This window comes from Shewanella psychromarinicola, assembly GCF_003855155.1.
GTDB classification, from domain to species: Bacteria; Pseudomonadota; Gammaproteobacteria; order Enterobacterales; family Shewanellaceae; genus Shewanella; species Shewanella psychromarinicola.
Genome location: NZ_CP034073.1, coordinates 1563777 through 1580537, shown reverse-complemented (window position 1 = coordinate 1580537; position 16761 = coordinate 1563777). Strand labels below are relative to the sequence as shown.

The following is a 16761-nucleotide window of genomic DNA, read 5'->3' as shown; positions in this document are numbered from 1 at the left end:
GCCTTGATAATCACTTATGCGCCGTTTTATGCTGGCGTCTGCTGCTTATTCACCCGAAACCAGCTCAGTATCTTGGCAATAAAGGCATTAAACTCGCATTGGATGAGTATCAAGGATGGCGTTAATACCAAGGTGATCACAGTCGCAAATAAAATACCATAACCTAATGCCGCCGCCGCGGGGATTAAAAATTGGGCTTGCAGTGAGGTTTCACCTAATAATGGCGCCAGTCCGGCAAAGGTGGTCACCGAGGTTAATAACACCGCACGCAAACGCCCAGTACAGGCTTCGACAATAGCATCATGAACCGACATCCCTTCGTCGTTAATTAATTCATTAAAGCGCGACACCAGCAACAGGCTATCATTAACCACCACGCCACTGAGCGCCAAGATACCATTTAACGATAATATGCTGATGGTTAAGTCATTCCACCAATGACCCAGTATGGCGCCCACGATGCCGAAGGGGATCGCGACCATAATAATCAAGGGTTGGCCATAGGACTTTAACGGGATCGCCAGTAGGGCATAAATCGCGATTAATGCCAGCACAAACATGGTCTCCATTGAACTGGTGGTTTCGGCTTGCTGCTCTGCTTCACCGGCAAACTCCAAGGTTAACCCTGGGTACTGTGCCAATAACTGTGGCACCAAGGTTTGCTGCATCTGACTGACTAATTCATTGGATGCGATAATATCTTTATCGAGCACCGCACTGATGTACACCGCCCGTTGGTTATCAATACGGGAAATTTCAGAGGGTTGATAGTCGGATGACACTTTTGCCACATGACTCAATGGCACCACGATTCCCGCGGCAGTCCTCACATTAGCGCGTTGAATATCGGCTAAGGTCTGACGGGCAGATTCCGGATAACGAACCCGCACTTTTATTTCATCTTTGCCACGCTGAAAACGTTGCACTATGCCACCACCAAAAGACTGTAACACTTGGGCCGACAACATCCCGGTATCAAACCCCAGGGCACGACCTTGCTCGGTTAATTCAAAACGATATTGTGGCTCACCCAAATCCAAATTATGGTCAATACCGCTAACCCCAACAATGGTTTGTAGATTGGCCAGTAATTGATTGCCCGCGGCTGAGACAGTGGTATTGTCCAACGCTTTGAGTTCCACCTTAAAGTTATCCATCATGTCCCTTTTGGATAATATCTTGAGTTTTTTCACCCCTTCCATCTGTCCGACCGCTAAGCCCCATTGTTGGGAAAATGCTTTTAGGCTGTAGACACTGTCGGAGGACAACTCTACCTGCACCTTCCCTGACGCACTGCTTGAGGCGATAACCTGTAAACTGACAATCTCACTTTCATGCTGGTCATTGTTATCGTTATTATCATGCGTGGTTTGTCGATATTGCGCCAATAATTGTGCATCGACTTGCTTGGCCGCCGCTTCTAACGCCAGCAAATTTTTATGCGTCTGACCGAAACTGGCATCATTTTGCATCGTCATGTCAGCATTGACCGAGTCACCGGGAATATCAGGGAAAAACGCTATCCGAACACTGCCAGTTAACGGCATACCCGCCACCAGCAGAAACACGGCCACAAACACCATCACGACCGCATAGCGAAATCGCAGTGCCCAGGCAATAACCTGCTGATAAATGACGCGACTAAACCACTGTAATCCAGCATCAGCGGCGTACTGAAGACGGCTAAACCAATTCTTACTCCGGGGTTTATGGGTATTAATATGGGCTAAATGCGAGGGTAGAATAAGCTTGGATTCCACCAAGGACAGCAGTAAAGCAATGGTGACCACGGTACCAAATTGAGCATAGACCTCTCCCATTCGACCTTCAACATTGGATAATGCTAAAAAGGCGACTACGGTTGTCAGCACCCCAAAAACCGTCGGGGTGGCAACTTTCATGGTCCCTAAAATGGTGTTTTCTATTGAATCGCCTTTATTTTTCCGCGTGCTATAAACGCTTTCGCCTATCACGACCGCATCATCAACCACGATCCCCAGCGCCATAATGAAGCCAAACGTGGTCATCTCATTGATGGTTAAGCCAGTAAATTGCTTGGTCATAAAGAATAAGGTGCCAAAAAACACAAAAGGCAAACCTGCCGCCACCCAAAATGCCACTTGTAAATTAAGAAACAACGCCAGAATAATAAACACCAGTGCTATCCCACTAAGGGCATTTTTTACCAATAACGCTAAGCGCTCTGTAATCATTGAACTTTTGTCGTTCCACGTCGCAATATGGACACCGGCAGGTAATATATTGCTATTTTGCCAGCGTTCGACCACCTGCTTAGCTTGCTCGACGAGATTGACGATGTCGCCATTTTCATCCATCACAATCTCTATCGCACTGGCATTGGCTTGGTTGTAACGTGACAGCACAAACGTGTCATCGGCAAAATCATCTCTTACCAATGCAATGTCGCCTAAGGTGATCTGTGACCCATCACTGGTGGTAATCACTGGGATCGCATTGAAATCTTGTATTTCATAGGCTTGCTCAGACACTTTAAGCCGCACCGTCTTATCGTCATTGTATAAACTGGTGGTGATTGACGCGGCAGATTCGGCATTAATAATGCTAGCAATGCTGTCTAACGTTAAGCCATAAGATTGCAATGTCTCCTCATCAATTTCGATGGAAATCATCGGCTCTGCTTGGGCTTTTATCTCCAAATCATGAATGGCAGATTGGCTCAATAAATCGGTTTTCAATTGCTCGGCCAAATCGTGTAAGGTCGCACGGTCTGCGGCGCCATAGAGCTGTACCCACAAGGCATGATCTTGCCTGCGCATCTTATCGATAACCGGTTTTTCAGCTTCGGTCGGTAAGTTATTGATCGCATCTACGTTGGTTTTCACATCGGTGAGCAAGGTGTCTATACCCGTGATCATTGAAAATGCTTGATTTTGTCCCAAATGGGATCATCATAGCCCCATGAAACAAATTACACTCTCGCCAGAACAAAAAGTAGCATTGGAAACTCGACATAAAAGCTCGAGTGATAGGCGTGAGTGTGATCGCATTAAAGCCATTTTACTACGCGATGAAAATTGGCCAACGCCAATGATTGCCCAAGCGTTACGTATTCACGAAACGACCGTAGTTCGATACATTGATGCCTATGCTCACGACCAAAAACTCACGTGTAATAGTGGCGGCTCCTTAAGTTATCTGAGTCAAGAGCAAACTGAACTATTGATTGCACACCTGTGTGAGGTGACCTACTTGCATAGCCATCAAATAGTCGCTTATATCTCAGAACAATTTCAGATTAAGTACACAGTGTCAGGCCTCAATAAATGGCTGCATAAACATCAGTTCAGCTATAAAAACCCTAAAGGGGTTCCTCACAAATTTGATGAAGACAAACAAACGGCTTTCATTGAATATTATGAGCAACTAAAATCCTCGTTAACCCCTGATGAACCGTTATTATTTATGGATGCGGTTCATCCGACCCAAGCCACAAAAATCACCGCTGGCTGGATAAAAAAAGGCGTTGATAAACCGATAGAAACGACGGGAAGCCGAACCCGTATTAACGTGGTTGGTGCAATCCGACTTGGTCACTTAACAGAAGCGGTCATTGAGCAATATAGCAAAACGGTTAACGGTGCATCCATCATCGATTTTTTAAACCAAATTAGAGCGCGTTACTCAACAAGTGGTGTTATCCATTTGGTGCTTGATGGCGCTGGATACCATCGAAATGCCTTAGTGGTTAAAGAGGCTGAACATCTGAATATAACATTGCATTACCTGCCACCTTATAGTCCAAATTTAAACCCAATAGAACGATTGTGGAAGGTAATGAATAAGCATGCGAGGAATGGGCAATACTTCGCAACGACAAAAGAATTCCGACGAAAAATCACTGACTTTTTTAGCATCACCCTCCCCGATATTGCCGATACACTCGGTGATACAATTAATGATAACTTTCAGAAATTAAAAACTGCAGTTTGAATTCACTTGAGTATAAATCATATGAACTGGTTTTCTCTATCATCACACTACTGCCATTAGCGTTCGATGTTGAGGTAATGCGTTTAATCCCCGACACCGTTTCTAATGCATCTTCTATCTTAATCGCGATACCTTCTTCAGCTAATACTGGGTCGCCACTGTCATAAGTCACCGACACAGTCACTCTATTGGGCTCTAGACTGGGAAAGGCTTCTTTACGTAATGTATTAAGCGAAAAAACACCTACCACTATCATGCCAATTAACAATAAATTAGCCGCGACCGAATTTCTGGCAAACCAAGCAATGGCACCCGTGTGCTGCGAATCTTGCGTCGTCATGATTTACCCCTCAACCTTAGCCATCACCTTGGTACCCACTTTAAAACTACTTAATGGTCGTTTCACCACTTGCGTGGGTGAGTTGCGTGCCTGATTGTTGAGTGTTTGGCTAATGGGCTGCACATAAACAAAACTGTTTTGCTCAAACAATACTGTCGCCAGCGCTTTAGTTAATAATCCAGCATCATCAACAAACCAAATATCACCTTGCTGAGAAATAGCCGAAGACGGTAATTGCCACAGGTTTTGCACTGACTTTCCCTGAATAATGGCCTTAACAAACGTGCCAGGATAGAGCTGGGTAGATTGTGCTAAAGGATCGTCCACCACGACCACTAATGAACGCTGGCGAGACAGTTCAGTCACATGTTGTTCAACCCTTTCCACATACCCCTGCCAGCGATAACGACCGTCAGAACTTTGCAGCGTCACCGCTGGCGTGGCAATGTCGAGTTGTTGATTGGTCAGTTCAGGCAAGTTTTGCCATTGTTGTTCAGACAAGGGAACCTTCACTTCCACTTCGGCCACGCTGTACAAAGTGGCCAGTTGAGTACCGGCTTGCACATAGCTGCCCGGCTGGATATCACGGCTAACCACCAAGGCATCAAACGGCGCCTTCACGTGGGTATAATTAACATCTTGCTGGGCTTTTTTGAGCGCGAGTCTGGCATTGGCTAATGCCGCGGTGATTTGCGCTAATTGCGGCGTGCGCAACACTAAAGCTGATGCCGGTTCTCCGCTGACACCAGAGCGTAACCATTCAGATTTAGCTTGCTCACCTTGACGTTGCTCTTCTAATAAATCCAACTCTGCTTGGGCGACATTCGCCTGGGCTAACGTCAATGCTTGTTGATAACTCACATCATTTATCTGGGCTAATTCATCGCCTTGTTTTATCACTTGGCCGGATTCAAACTGCTGGCTAAGTTGCATCACTCTACCGCTCACCTCAGAGGTAAACGTTAGTTGATAACGGGATTTAGCTGCGCCAAAACCCACCACCTCCGCTTGATATTGCTGTGGCAGAGCGAGCACGACACCCACCTGTGGCAGTATCTCCGCAGCGGCGGTCTCTAATTTGGGGGCTGCTTGTTCAGTACTGTTATTTTGCTTTTTTGGCGCAGGCATTTGCGAGGCGTTAAACGCTAAGACACCAAAAATACTGCCGACAGACAAAAGCGTGACGATAACGTTATTGCGGTTCAGTTTCATGCGGATACCCCTAAGCCCAGCGCTAGGCCTAAATCAATTCGGTTTATAAGACGGTTATAACGGGTTGTGGCTAACTGAGACTGCAGGTCATAGGTTTGCTGTTGCACGCTCAGCAGGTCAAAAATATCGACTAAGCCTTGGCGATATTTTTGTTGATAACTGACCACACTGCGCTCGGCACTCTCTAATGCATCGGCCACATGTTGTTGCTGTTGTGCCAATGAGTATTCCTGACCCACGGCGTTTTCCACTTCATTAACGGCGGTTAATAAGGTGTCTTGATACACCCAAAAACGCTGCTCTGTGGTTAAGCGTGCGAGTTCAGCTTGTGATGTCAATTTGCCACCTTGAAATAGCGGCGCAGAAATCTGCCCCAGGGCACTCCACAGTGGGCCCGTGAGTAACGCTTCACTTGGCGATTGCGCCATATCAGACAAGCTGGCTGACAAACTGATAGAAGGCAGCATGGCTTTATAAGCGGCTTTGGTGCGTAACGTTTCAGCTTCAATGTTATAAAAGACCACTTGTAAATCGGGCCGTCTGCCAAGATCTTGCTAAGGTAAATGGCTAATGGGATCGAGCACGTTAGGAAATGCTGCCGCGATGTGCAGAGGTAAATCGCGCCCAGTCCACTGACCTGATAACAGCGCTAAACTGCGTTGACTTTGCGCCAATTGCTCTTGGTAATCGGTTAATGTGGCCCGTTTTGAGGCGCTGCTGGTGTTGGCATTGTCTAAGTCTTCTAAACTGCCAAGCCCCACACGGTAGCGCGCTAAAATCAGTGATTGATTATTGTCGAGTACCGCTAAGCGCTCGGTTTCAATGGCGACCAGTTGTTGTTTAAGGCTAATGGTTAACCAACTGCGCATAATATTGGCTGCAACGAGATCTTGCGCGCCCTGCAAACTGGCTTGCGAACTGGCAATGTCTTTTTGGGCTGCATGGCTGCTATCGGCTATTTTCTGCCATAAATCCAACTCCCAACTGACACTCACCTCACTGCTGTAACTGTTGGCGGCGTCTTCTGTTGATGTACCGCTAAAACTGGCATCCACGCTGGGTAAACGACTCGCCGAGGTGATCCCATGCTGGGCATAGGCCATTTTCAACGCGACCACAGTTTGTTGCAGGCTGGGATTATTGTGCATCGCCGCGGTAATAAATTGTTCTAGCTCAGGTAAGTCAACCAAGTCTGTCAGTAATACCGCGGGTTGTGGGTTATCTTTTGCCGCGGAACGGGCCAGTAAATCAGCTAATAATGTTTGGCTGACAGTGGTTTCGGCATTGGTTGCCAACTCGCTAAAATTCATAGAAGGCATTGAACTGCAGCCCAATAAACTCATCGCGACCAATGCCAACATACCAACACGTACAGGGTGTATCAGGGTCATTCGTTATGCCTCCAGCCGTTGTGTCTTAAACAACAATAGCCGCAGCATAGCAATCGACGGGTTAAGGAGAGGTTAAGGTCATAATCTTGATGGTGATTTTTCTGGCCGCAAGGCTATCTCAATCGGGTGAATAACATTAACGAAAAATGACGCCTGTGCGTGATGTGTAGATGGGGTTTGCTACCATTTTAGGCTAACGTTTTGGGTAACGCTAGGCAAAGTTCTTGCTTAAACAATGCCATAGCCCGGCAAGTTACAACCTGCATAAAATCGGCAAACTCAGATTTCCGCAACTTCTTGTGAAATGGCTTGTAGGCCACGCCTGCACGGGTATTCATCTGGATACCATTAAAGCTTCGATGCCGATCAGCGATAGCGTTGATCTTGCCATCACCCAGCGCTGAAACCTGCTTACACCAAGCGCCTTTTTTCTATTTTTTTATGCCGGCGCTAAAGATCCTGTCTATGAGTTCCTCTTAACCCAACCTTAACCAGCCATTTGATACATTAACTTCATTGTTATATTTAAGTTTGAGGTTCCATATGTTGTTAGCAAGAACATTTAAATTCCCTTTGTCTATTTTACTCTGTTTAACCGTATTAGGCTGTAATGAGCAGGCGGGATCTGACAACAAACCCATTGAGATTATTCATGTAGACACCATAACGTTAGCCCCCTCAATATTACGATTAAGTAAGGATTTACCCGGACGAGTGACCGCCTTTAAAGAGGCAGAGGTTCGTCCCCAAATAACGGGTATTGTTAAAAGTCGTTTGTATAAAGAAGGCAGTTATGTTGAAGCTGGCGATGTGCTATTTCAAATTGATCCGACAAACTATCAATCTGCAGTAAACAGTGCAGAAGCACAATTAGCAAAAGCAATTGCGAGTCAAACCTCTACTCAAAAAGCGGCTATTCGTTACGCTGAATTACTGAAAAAGAGTCTCACAAGTCAAGAACACTATGATGAAGCCGATTCTGCTTATCAACAAGCCAAAGCCGAAGTCGCGGTTCGTCAGGCAGCATTAGATGATGCTAACCTTCAACTATCTTATACTAAGATTAAAGCACCTATCTCAGGTAAAGCGGGATTCTCTCAAGTATCTGACGGTTCTTTACTAACAGCAAATCAATCAGATTACATCACCACCATTATTCAAACTGATAATGTATATATTGATATGCAGCAGTCAGCCCTTGCTTTTTATAAGATACAACAAGAGTTTCAAAACTCTATTATAAAAAAACCCAATATTCCTGTCTCAATAACATTAGAAGATGGCACAACATATAACCAAACAGGTCAACTAGAGTTTACCGATACTCAAACTGATGGATCAACAGGCTCGGTGGCTTTACGTGCGATTATGCCAAATCCAGAGAATTCGTTACTAGCTGGTATGTATGTTAGAGCTCATATTTCAATGCCAGAAGCTCGTAAATATCTTGTTGTCTCACAATCAACTGTCGTAAGAAGTCAATCAGGGAAACCTTCAGTATTTGTTGTTGACGACAATAATAAAGTCGCTAAAAAATCCATAATTTTAGGCAGTGAAGTCGGCAATGCTTGGGTAGTTAAAGAAGGGTTAACGGTAGGTAATAAAATAGTCATAAATAATTTAAATAAAATTAAAGATGGCCTAACTGTCATTTTAGATAATGCGACTGAAACTGATATTGAAAGCGATACTTCAATAATAAACCCTGGCACTAACTCAAAGAATCTGGATTAATTATATGTCTAACTTTTTTATTCACAGACCCATCTTTGCTTGGGCCCTGTCAATTGTCATTATGATGGCGGGTATCGCTTCAATTTTAACGCTACCCGTAGCGCAATATCCAACCATAGCGCCGCCAGCCATCACTATTAAAGCGACCTATAATGGTGCATCTGCAAAAACAATTGAAGATAGTGTAACCCAAGTTATTGAGCAGAGTATGACCGGGTTAGATAACTTACTGTATATGTCATCAAGCAGCGCTTCTTCAGGTAGAGCAGAAATAACACTTACATTTAGTGCAGATACCGATCCAGATACAGCACAGGTCCAAGTACAAAATAGCTTACAGCAAGCAACGAGTCGTTTACCAACTGCCGTGCAAAATGCAGGAACTTCGGTGACTAAAAGCACTTCTGGTTTTATGTCTGTTACTAATATTTACTCACCTGATGGCAGCATGAGTGCAGGCGATATTCAAGATTATGCGAACTCAAGTATCAAAGATATTATAAGCCGTGTTAACGGTGTAGGTAGTGTAACTATCTTTGGGCCATCTTACGCCATGCGTATCTGGTTAGATCCCGCTAAATTAAATAGTTATAACTTAACACCGGTGGATCTGTCTAGCGCAGTATCAGCACAAAACAGCCAAGTAACCGTAGGACAATTAGGTGGAACACCTGCTACAGAGTCACAATTAATTAATGCAACCATCACGGCACAAAGTCTATTAACTACGGTAGATGAGTTTAAACAGATTTTACTTAAGGTTAACTCTGATGGCTCTCAAGTTCGACTTCAAGATGTTGCGCGTGTTGAACTGGCAAGTGAAAGCGCTAGTGTTATCCCTACTTTTAATGGTTATGAGTCATCAGGGATTGCAATTACGCTTGCATCAGGTGCGAACTCACTCGATACACAAGCAGGTGTAGATGCAAAATTAGCACAATTATCAGAGTCATTTCCTGCAGGTTTAGCCATGGCTAAAGCTCTAGATAATAATGACTTTATTCGCTTATCTATTACCGAGGTAGTTCATACATTAATTGAAGCGATTGTTTTAGTTTTCTTAGTCATGCTGTTATTTTTACAAAACTTCCATGCAACGTTAATACCAACAATTGCGGTACCTGTAGTCTTACTTGGTACTTTTGGCATCATGTCCGTATTAGGCTTTTCTATTAATACCTTAACCATGTTTGGTTTAGTACTCGCTATCGGCTTATTAGTTGATGATGCGATTGTGGTGGTAGAAAACGTCGAACGGATCATGCATGAAGAAAAGCTTTCTCCATTAGAAGCCACTAAAAAATCAATGGGACAAATCACCAGTGCACTAGTAGGTATTACCATGGTGTTAATGGTGGTATTTATTCCGATGGCCTTTATGTCAGGTTCAACAGGCGTTATCTATAAACAATTTTCGTTAACCATTGTTTCTGCAATGGGCTTATCAGTATTAGTTGCTTTAGTGCTCACTCCGGTACTTTGTGCAACCTTGTTAAAACCTGTTGATAAAGAGAAAAACTTCATATTATTCAGAGTTTTCAATCAATTATTTAACAAACTATTAGGTAAATATCACGGTTCTATTAAGCATGTGTTATTACGTCCAATCCGTTTTACATTAATCTATATCTTATTATTTGGCGGTACTGTTTATCTGTATAACGTAATACCAAGCTCTTTTTTACCTAATGAAGACCAAGGCTCATTTATGGTCATGGTGCAACTACCAACAGGCTCTACTTTAAGAAAAACAAACGCAGTAATGAGCGAAGTAAAAGATTACTTTGAAGAAAATGAACCGGATCTTGTTACTTCTGTATTTACCGTTGCTGGTTTCAATTTTTCGGGCCACGGACAAAATGCAGGCATGGGGTTCATTGGTTTAAAAGATTGGGGTGAAAGAACTGCATCAGGAACAGATGTAGACTCAATTATTCAACGAAGTATGGCTTATTTTTCTAACTACAAAAAGGCATCTGTATTTGCTTTTAGTAGCCCACCGATTAGAGCGTTAGGGCAAGCAACTGGTTTTGACTTTTATCTTCAAGATGTTGGCAGTATTGGGCATAAAAAATTAATTGAAGTACGTAACCAATTACTAGAAAAAATGGCACAAAATCCAATTTTACAAAACGTAAGACCTAATGGTTTAGAAGATAATGCACAGTTTTATCTTGATATCGATTATGAAAAAGCTAAAGTTTTTGGTCTTGATATTGATGATATCAATGACTCATTATCAATTGCTTGGGGCTCTTCTTATGTCAATGACTTTATAGACCGTGGCCGTTCTAAAAAAGTTTATATTCAAGCAGATGCTCAATACCGTATGACACCTGAAGATCTTAATCTTTGGTTTATACGTAATGACCAAGATGAAATGGTGCCTGTATCTGCTTTTAGTTCATCACACTGGGGGACAGGCTCTCCACAGTTAATACGCTTTAATGGTAACTCTGCCGTAGAACTATTAGGTGAGGCAGCATCAGGTTACAGTACCGGTGATGCAATGGCTGAAGTCGATAGAATAGCTGCAGAGCTTTCTAGTGATGTACAAGTGAGTTGGACAGGTATGTCATATCAAGAACGTGAAGCAGGTAACCAAGCGCCTATTTTATACGGCATCTCAATATTGATGGTATTCCTGTGTTTAGCGGCTCTTTATGAAAGTTGGAGTATTCCGATAGCCATCATTCTAGTTGTGCCATTAGGCATATTAGGTGCATTAGCTGCGATTATGGTGCGAGGGCTTGAAAATGATGTTTATTTTCAGGTTGGTGTCCTTACGACCATAGGGCTGACAGCAAAAAATGCTATTTTAATTGTAGAGTTTGCAAAAGAATTGTATGAAAAAGGCACCAATTTGATTGATGCAACAGTACAAGCCTGTGAAATGCGTTTGCGCCCAATCATTATGACTTCACTTGCGTTTGGATTAGGTGTATTACCATTAGTAATAAGCACTGGAGCGGGTGCAAATGCACGTAATGCTATTGGTACTTCGGTCATGGGGGGGATGATTGGTGCTACATTACTGGTGGTATATTTTGCCCCGTTGTTTTTTACTTTAATTATTAAATTATTCAAACCAAAAGGGTAAGCTTACTCTAGACAGTTAAATACACTACGCGCTGAGTTATTAACTCAGCGCGTTTTATACAAATAATCTCAGTTCTGATTACATAGTCCAGCAGTAGCGTTCAGAGTTAAATTAACATTGACGCTTAATCGCCCATTAATCTTATTATAAAGCCATTTCTATTTGCTTTAATCGGCTTTGAGTCTTCGACTCAATGCACTTTGACTGATCCCCAATATTTGCGCTGCGGCGGTTTGATTGTGGGCTGTGCGGCTCATGGCTTCATCTAAAAGCGCTTGGTTCATTTGGGCAATGGTTGGCAGTATTTTGGGAAAGATAATTCAGTCTTGCGGCGCTGCCGTTAATGACTTGTGTTCATTAATCGCTTCCATAAAAGCAGAGGTGTTAAGCGCGATACCATCGCTGCGGCTAACCGCATCAAATACCATGCCTTTCAACTCATGAAGGTTACCCGGAAAATCATAGCTAGTTAATTTTAGCTTTAAATCAGCGGGTTGAATGGGTAAAGGTAAATTCATTTCTACTGCCGCTAGGGCGATGAAATGATTGATCAGCAAAGCGATATTGAGTTGCCGTTCGGCTAATGGCGGTAATTTAATTTTATGGGCGCGTAAACGGTAGAGTAGATCGCTCCTAAACTCACCCGCTTGGTGAAGTTTACGTAAATCATCTTGAGTTGAGACCACAAACTTACATTTTACTGGGTAGGCTGTGTCGCTTCCTAAGGGGTAATATTGTTTGGTCTCTAAAAACTCTAATAGTCTAACTTGTGCGTTTAGCGGCAGGGCTCCTATCTCGATAAGATAGATCACCCCGCTACCGACTTGATGCAGTAAGCCTACAACCGCGTCTAATTCACCATTACTGTGATGATACCGTTGACCACACATTTTTTGCTTAAAGGATTCGCTACTAATACCCGCTAGATTGATGCTGATGGGTCATTCGTTATGCCTCCAGCCGTTGTGTCTTAAACAACAATAGCCGCAGCATAGCAATCGACGGGTTAAGGAGAGGTTAAGGTGGGGATAAATAGTGAAATTGAATATCGAGGTGAAACGTCAGAATTAGGCGTCAAGATGGTTCAATTAACCATAAACTAATAATGATAAATGGCAGCTATATGCCCCTACAGAACATATAGCCACTAAAATAAGCATTTGAATAATTGATACCATCAATATTGTTAGTCAGTTATCAATATTTGGCTGTAGGACAAGTTAACGATTATCAGCAATAAAACTAACAATAACCTCAGCTAATACCTCGCCTTGTTCCTCTTGTAAATAATGGCCAGCATTAATAATTGTTGTATGTTTTTGTCCCTTTGCACCCGGTATCATTTGTTGCATCATTTTATCTCCGCCAGCGGTTATAGGGTCTGAGTCGCTAAACGCCGTTAAAAAAGGTTTATTCCATTGAGACAATACCTTCCATGCAGCACGGTTTTTTTCGGTTGCTGGATCATTTGGCGTAGCAGGTACTAACAGAGGGAACTGACGCGCACCTTGTGTGTATTTCTCTTCAGGGAATGGTGCGTCATAGGCAGCAATTACATCATCAGATAAATCAGACACAGATGCCCCATTTATCATGTTTCCTGTTGGGAACAATTCAACTTCTTGAGAATAATTTACCCATTGTGCAAATGCATCATTTAGTTTGTCATCGCCAGTAGGTAACATGGTGTTCGCTGCAACAATACGGCTATAGCGTGAAGTATCTTCAGCTGCCATACGCAGTCCGATTAACCCGCCCCAATCTTGGCATACCAAAGTAATCTTGGTTAATTCGAGTTGTAAAACGAATGACTTTATCCAATCAACATGACGTTGATAGGTATAATCAGAGCGTTTACTTGGTTTATCTGAACGCCCAAATCCAACAAGATCAGGCACAATCACTCGATGGCCAGCTTTAACAAGTATCGGGATTATTTTACGATATAAAAAACTCCATGAAGGCTCGCCATGTAATAATAATATTGGCTCAGCATCTTTATCTCCTTCATCAAGATAATGAATTCGTAACTGGCCTCCTTCACTATCGTCCACTAATAAGTAATTAGCGGTAAACGGATAGTCTGGTAAATTAACAAAATTACTATCATCAGTTCGTAAAAATTCCATAATTCTCTACTTCCTACTTCTATATAAAATGAATCAACTCTATTAGTTTATTTACTCAATTGCATGCACTACAACGCTAATCGTTAAGTAACGGGGAGTGATTGGAAAGATCTGAAATTTAGTTTATTTGAGTAATTTACGAATAGTATTACAATCGTAAATCTGGCCATTTCAGGAAAAACATTAATTAAATATTTTTTATTCTAGAACTTTATTCTAGAACACAGTTTAGGTTGGATTATTTATGTGTTAATAAAAACAAGTGTCCAAAGGGGAGAATAAAAAACTAATTGCAAGTTATTTTTTTGATAAAATCAAAATCATCGATAATTTACTACCACCTCTTTACCCAACCATATACTGACAAAGTTAAATGAAATTTATTTCTATTAATCAAAAACAACTTATTGTCACAAAAAACCGGGGGTTTATAAATAAATATTAAACAATATTTATTCAAATTACGAATATCTTGTATAATCTTATTAATCACTTAGATTTAACATTAACTAGCCTAGACTCTATTTGACTCTCAGTTAACACCTATAAATCTATTGAGCTAATTTAATCAGACTATCCTTGCCAATACCTATATATAGATATAAACAATAATCAATAATTTGTGATTTACTTAGCAATAAATAAAAACCTATTTTATTTAATTATTATTCATTACAACTAAATAAAATGTGTGATGAATACCGCACAATTTAAATATGACTATTATAAACAGTTAACCACACATTTTCTGCTCGAAGGATTTGTCACTAATGCCCGCTAGATAGAGGCTGATGAAGGGCTCATTCGTTATGCATCCAGTCGTTGTATCTTAACAACAATAGCCGCAACATAGTAATCGACGGTTTAAGGTAGGGTTAAGATAGGATGATGGAACTGGAATTGACGTTTAAAGCAGATAAATAAAACCAAACAGCCAATGTAAAGATTCATCTTTATTGTCATCGGTGCCAATATAAGTAACGGCGCTATCTGGTTACTTTCTATTTCATATTTTTAATCACATTTCTACTTTCTAACTCTATTGAATACACTTGACTATAAATTTTTTTAATGAGAACAATCAAATCATCACTACTTTGATCATCACGTTTTTGGTTAACCCATACATTAGACAGGGTAAGAATGAGTCTTTCTGCCTGGTTTAAATTGCTTTGTTGAGATACTTTTATAAATAAAATTTGGCAGTTTATGACTAGGCATTTAAAAACTAATTCATCTTTTAGAGGACTTTCAGTATCTTGATTCTCTTTTGTTAACCATATTGGTTCACCCTCACAGTACACTAACGCGGCGATTAAGTTAGTTACCGTCTTAATATCAGTAGCACCATTAAATAATTGGATTATTTCTTCTGAACGCCGAAAGTTTAACAACAAGCTATAACCTAAATCAGCTTTGTGCCATTGTTGTACTAATGATTTAAGAAATGCCATTGATATTAACCTACCGATAAATTGCGATTTTTTTGGGTGTTAGTTCAAATGTTTGTTCAAGATACAACAGATAATCTCTCGCTAAAATGGAGAATCCTCTATAATAATCTGTTTCCGCATGGGTATAGGCGAGCTCCAGACATCGGTAAGCCCAAGGGAGTAAATGTTGTTCTAATAGCTCATTGATCGCTTTTTGAAAATGCACTTGCTGTGGTTCTTCAGCCGCTTTGTTCAATAAAAATGACAGCACCGCAAATATTAGCCCAATATGATCGACAGGTTCATTCATTTTCATGTCGATATTGATATTGTTAGCGGCATAAAACCGTTTTAAAGTAATGGTACTGTGGTCATTAAGCAACTGTGAAGAACTTGTATAGGCTGAGCCCCAAGGCGCGGCTAAAGGCGTACCTGGGCCATAGAATAGTACTCCATATTCGAGTTTCAGCTTAAGTAGCTCTTCTTCGTTATCGGTCCATTGATCAATATAAGCTTTTAGGTGCGTTAATCCTTTATTGTCGGGATCTGTGGCTAACAACTTAGGCCAGTTTTCAACAATATCTTGCTGTTTAAAGGTATTGATTAAGTCTGACTCGGGATAAACGGTCAGTACAGAATGCAATACATTGGCAATTGCCTGTAAATCTTGAAGCTTTTCAATGTTCATATCATTCACATTTGGTTATAAATTTAACTAGGAAAGAAGGGTGTAATAACATTATTACACCCTGTATTTACTAATTTATACTTCTCGAACGTTTAAGATCCGACCCATGCTCGAACCAACGGGTTGTGCTTTCCTAGACCCCTTAACAATTAAGTTAGGCGATGTAATCGATTCTGATGGTAATGGAGCAAAGTGGCCATCGCCGTTGCCATATTTAGCACGAAGGTTTTCCATCGTATCAAAGTCCAGCGCTCGTAATGGGCATGACTCAACACAAATCGGTTTTTTACCTTCTGCTAGCCTATCAGAACAACCGTCACATTTGGTCATGACTTTGCGTTCAATATCAATCTGAGGCGCATCGTACGGGCAAGCTCTTGAACAGCTTTCGCAGCCAATACATAACGACTCTTGAACCAGTACCAAACCATCTTCTTTTCTTTTATGCATGGCTCCTGTGGGACATGCTTTTACACACACAGGTTCGTTACAATGGTTACAACCGATAGAGGCATAATAGGCAAATATATTTTGCTCATAACTCTCATCGCTATTTTGCTCCCACGTACCACCGCCATATTCATAGACTCTTCGCCATAGCATGCCGGGTAATGCGGATACACCTTGAGTGCTGACATCATCTTTATTACGCGTTATACCAACCATTCGATCTTTACAGGCTATGTGGCAAGTTTTACAGCCAGTACATTTACTGCTATCGAAATAGAATCCTAATTGAGTTTCTTGTGTCATTTTAATTTA

13 protein-coding genes and 2 pseudogenes are annotated in these 16761 nt (G+C 41.7%); 3 read left to right on the top strand and 12 right to left on the bottom strand.

The genetic code is table 11. The annotated features are described in order from the left end of the window. Positions 1 to 26: 26 nt before the first annotated feature. A complete protein-coding gene (locus EGC80_RS06805) occupies positions 27 to 2897 on the bottom strand; it encodes an efflux RND transporter permease subunit (protein WP_124012648.1) in 2871 nt (956 codons plus the stop codon). 43 nt (positions 2898 to 2940) lie between these two features. Here EGC80_RS06805 and EGC80_RS06800 point away from each other — a divergent pair, with 43 nt between their 5' ends. Next, positions 2941 to 3972 carry an IS630 family transposase gene (locus EGC80_RS06800; RefSeq protein ID WP_124012034.1) on the top strand — a complete coding sequence of 344 codons (1032 nt, stop codon included), beginning with the start codon at positions 2941 to 2943 and terminating at the stop codon, positions 3970 to 3972. Between the two features lie 13 nt (positions 3973 to 3985). On the opposite strand, the pseudogene EGC80_RS06795 reads toward EGC80_RS06800, so the two are convergent. From EGC80_RS06795 to EGC80_RS22390, 5 genes and pseudogenes are all read right to left on the bottom strand, one after another. Further along, positions 3986 to 4312: pseudogene (locus EGC80_RS06795) on the bottom strand (efflux RND transporter permease subunit); the annotation flags it as partial. 3 nt (positions 4313 to 4315) lie between these two features. After that, positions 4316 to 5524: an efflux RND transporter periplasmic adaptor subunit gene (locus EGC80_RS06790; protein WP_124012649.1), complete on the bottom strand. Its 1209-nt coding sequence runs from the start codon at positions 5522 to 5524 to the stop codon at positions 4316 to 4318. Next, positions 5521 to 6054, bottom strand: a pseudogene (locus tag EGC80_RS22885) (TolC family protein); the annotation flags it as partial. The pseudogene EGC80_RS22885 and the gene EGC80_RS06790, both read right to left, overlap by 4 nt. Positions 6055 to 6078: 24 nt before the next feature. Beyond that, a complete protein-coding gene (locus EGC80_RS22880; protein WP_308199818.1) occupies positions 6079 to 6915 on the bottom strand; it encodes a TolC family protein in 837 nt (278 codons plus the stop codon). Positions 6916 to 7103: 188 nt separating this feature from the next. Next, complete coding sequence (locus EGC80_RS22390; protein WP_164839431.1) at positions 7104 to 7253, bottom strand: hypothetical protein; 150 nt, start codon at positions 7251 to 7253, stop codon at positions 7104 to 7106. Between the two features lie 205 nt (positions 7254 to 7458). Here EGC80_RS22390 and EGC80_RS06780 point away from each other — a divergent pair, with 205 nt between their 5' ends. Both EGC80_RS06780 and EGC80_RS06775 read left to right on the top strand, forming a co-directional pair. Next, the gene (locus EGC80_RS06780) at positions 7459 to 8649 is read left to right on the top strand and encodes an efflux RND transporter periplasmic adaptor subunit (RefSeq protein WP_124012650.1); all 1191 of its coding nucleotides are present in this window, start codon (positions 7459 to 7461) and stop codon (positions 8647 to 8649) included. A 4-nt stretch (positions 8650 to 8653) separates the two neighbouring features. Then, positions 8654 to 11749, top strand: coding sequence for an efflux RND transporter permease subunit (locus EGC80_RS06775; RefSeq protein WP_124012651.1), 3096 nt, complete (start codon positions 8654 to 8656; stop codon positions 11747 to 11749). A gap of 167 nt (positions 11750 to 11916) precedes the next feature. Here EGC80_RS06775 and EGC80_RS22655 read toward each other — a convergent pair whose 3' ends face one another. The 6 genes from EGC80_RS22655 to EGC80_RS06750 form a co-directional block, all read right to left on the bottom strand. Beyond that, on the bottom strand, positions 11917 to 12033 hold the full coding sequence (locus tag EGC80_RS22655; protein ID WP_233768608.1) for a helix-turn-helix domain-containing protein: 117 nt from the start codon (positions 12031 to 12033) through the stop codon (positions 11917 to 11919). 36 nt (positions 12034 to 12069) lie between these two features. Next, positions 12070 to 12681, bottom strand: coding sequence for a sigma 54-interacting transcriptional regulator (locus EGC80_RS06770; protein WP_267898641.1), 612 nt, complete (start codon positions 12679 to 12681; stop codon positions 12070 to 12072). Positions 12682 to 12969: 288 nt separating this feature from the next. Beyond that, positions 12970 to 13878, bottom strand: coding sequence for a haloalkane dehalogenase (locus EGC80_RS06765; protein WP_124012652.1), 909 nt, complete (start codon positions 13876 to 13878; stop codon positions 12970 to 12972). Positions 13879 to 14879: 1001 nt separating this feature from the next. Further along, complete coding sequence (locus tag EGC80_RS06760; protein ID WP_124012653.1) at positions 14880 to 15332, bottom strand: hypothetical protein; 453 nt, start codon at positions 15330 to 15332, stop codon at positions 14880 to 14882. A 10-nt stretch (positions 15333 to 15342) separates the two neighbouring features. After that, on the bottom strand, positions 15343 to 15999 hold the full coding sequence (locus tag EGC80_RS06755; protein WP_233768606.1) for a TorD/DmsD family molecular chaperone: 657 nt from the start codon (positions 15997 to 15999) through the stop codon (positions 15343 to 15345). 75 nt (positions 16000 to 16074) lie between these two features. Beyond that, positions 16075 to 16752, bottom strand: coding sequence for a DMSO/selenate family reductase complex B subunit (locus tag EGC80_RS06750; RefSeq protein ID WP_101033871.1), 678 nt, complete (start codon positions 16750 to 16752; stop codon positions 16075 to 16077). Between the last annotated feature and the right edge of the window lie 9 nt (positions 16753 to 16761).

Excerpts from the sequence above, each read along its gene's own strand:
- EGC80_RS06805 (WP_124012648.1), bottom strand. The coding sequence starts at position 2,897 with ATGATCACGGGTATAGACACCTTGCTCACCGATGTGAAAACCAACGTA.
- EGC80_RS06800 (WP_124012034.1), top strand. The coding sequence starts at position 2,941 with ATGAAACAAATTACACTCTCGCCAGAACAAAAAGTAGCATTGGAAACT.
- EGC80_RS06790 (WP_124012649.1), bottom strand. The coding sequence starts at position 5,524 with ATGAAACTGAACCGCAATAACGTTATCGTCACGCTTTTGTCTGTCGGC.
- EGC80_RS22880 (WP_308199818.1), bottom strand. The coding sequence starts at position 6,915 with ATGACCCTGATACACCCTGTACGTGTTGGTATGTTGGCATTGGTCGCG.
- EGC80_RS22390 (WP_164839431.1), bottom strand. The coding sequence starts at position 7,253 with ATGAATACCCGTGCAGGCGTGGCCTACAAGCCATTTCACAAGAAGTTG.
- EGC80_RS06780 (WP_124012650.1), top strand. The coding sequence starts at position 7,459 with ATGTTGTTAGCAAGAACATTTAAATTCCCTTTGTCTATTTTACTCTGT.
- EGC80_RS06775 (WP_124012651.1), top strand. The coding sequence starts at position 8,654 with ATGTCTAACTTTTTTATTCACAGACCCATCTTTGCTTGGGCCCTGTCA.
- EGC80_RS22655 (WP_233768608.1), bottom strand. The coding sequence starts at position 12,033 with ATGAACCAAGCGCTTTTAGATGAAGCCATGAGCCGCACAGCCCACAAT.
- EGC80_RS06765 (WP_124012652.1), bottom strand. The coding sequence starts at position 13,878 with ATGGAATTTTTACGAACTGATGATAGTAATTTTGTTAATTTACCAGAC.
- EGC80_RS06760 (WP_124012653.1), bottom strand. The coding sequence starts at position 15,332 with ATGGCATTTCTTAAATCATTAGTACAACAATGGCACAAAGCTGATTTA.
- EGC80_RS06755 (WP_233768606.1), bottom strand. The coding sequence starts at position 15,999 with ATGAACATTGAAAAGCTTCAAGATTTACAGGCAATTGCCAATGTATTG.
- EGC80_RS06750 (WP_101033871.1), bottom strand. The coding sequence starts at position 16,752 with ATGACACAAGAAACTCAATTAGGATTCTATTTCGATAGCAGTAAATGT.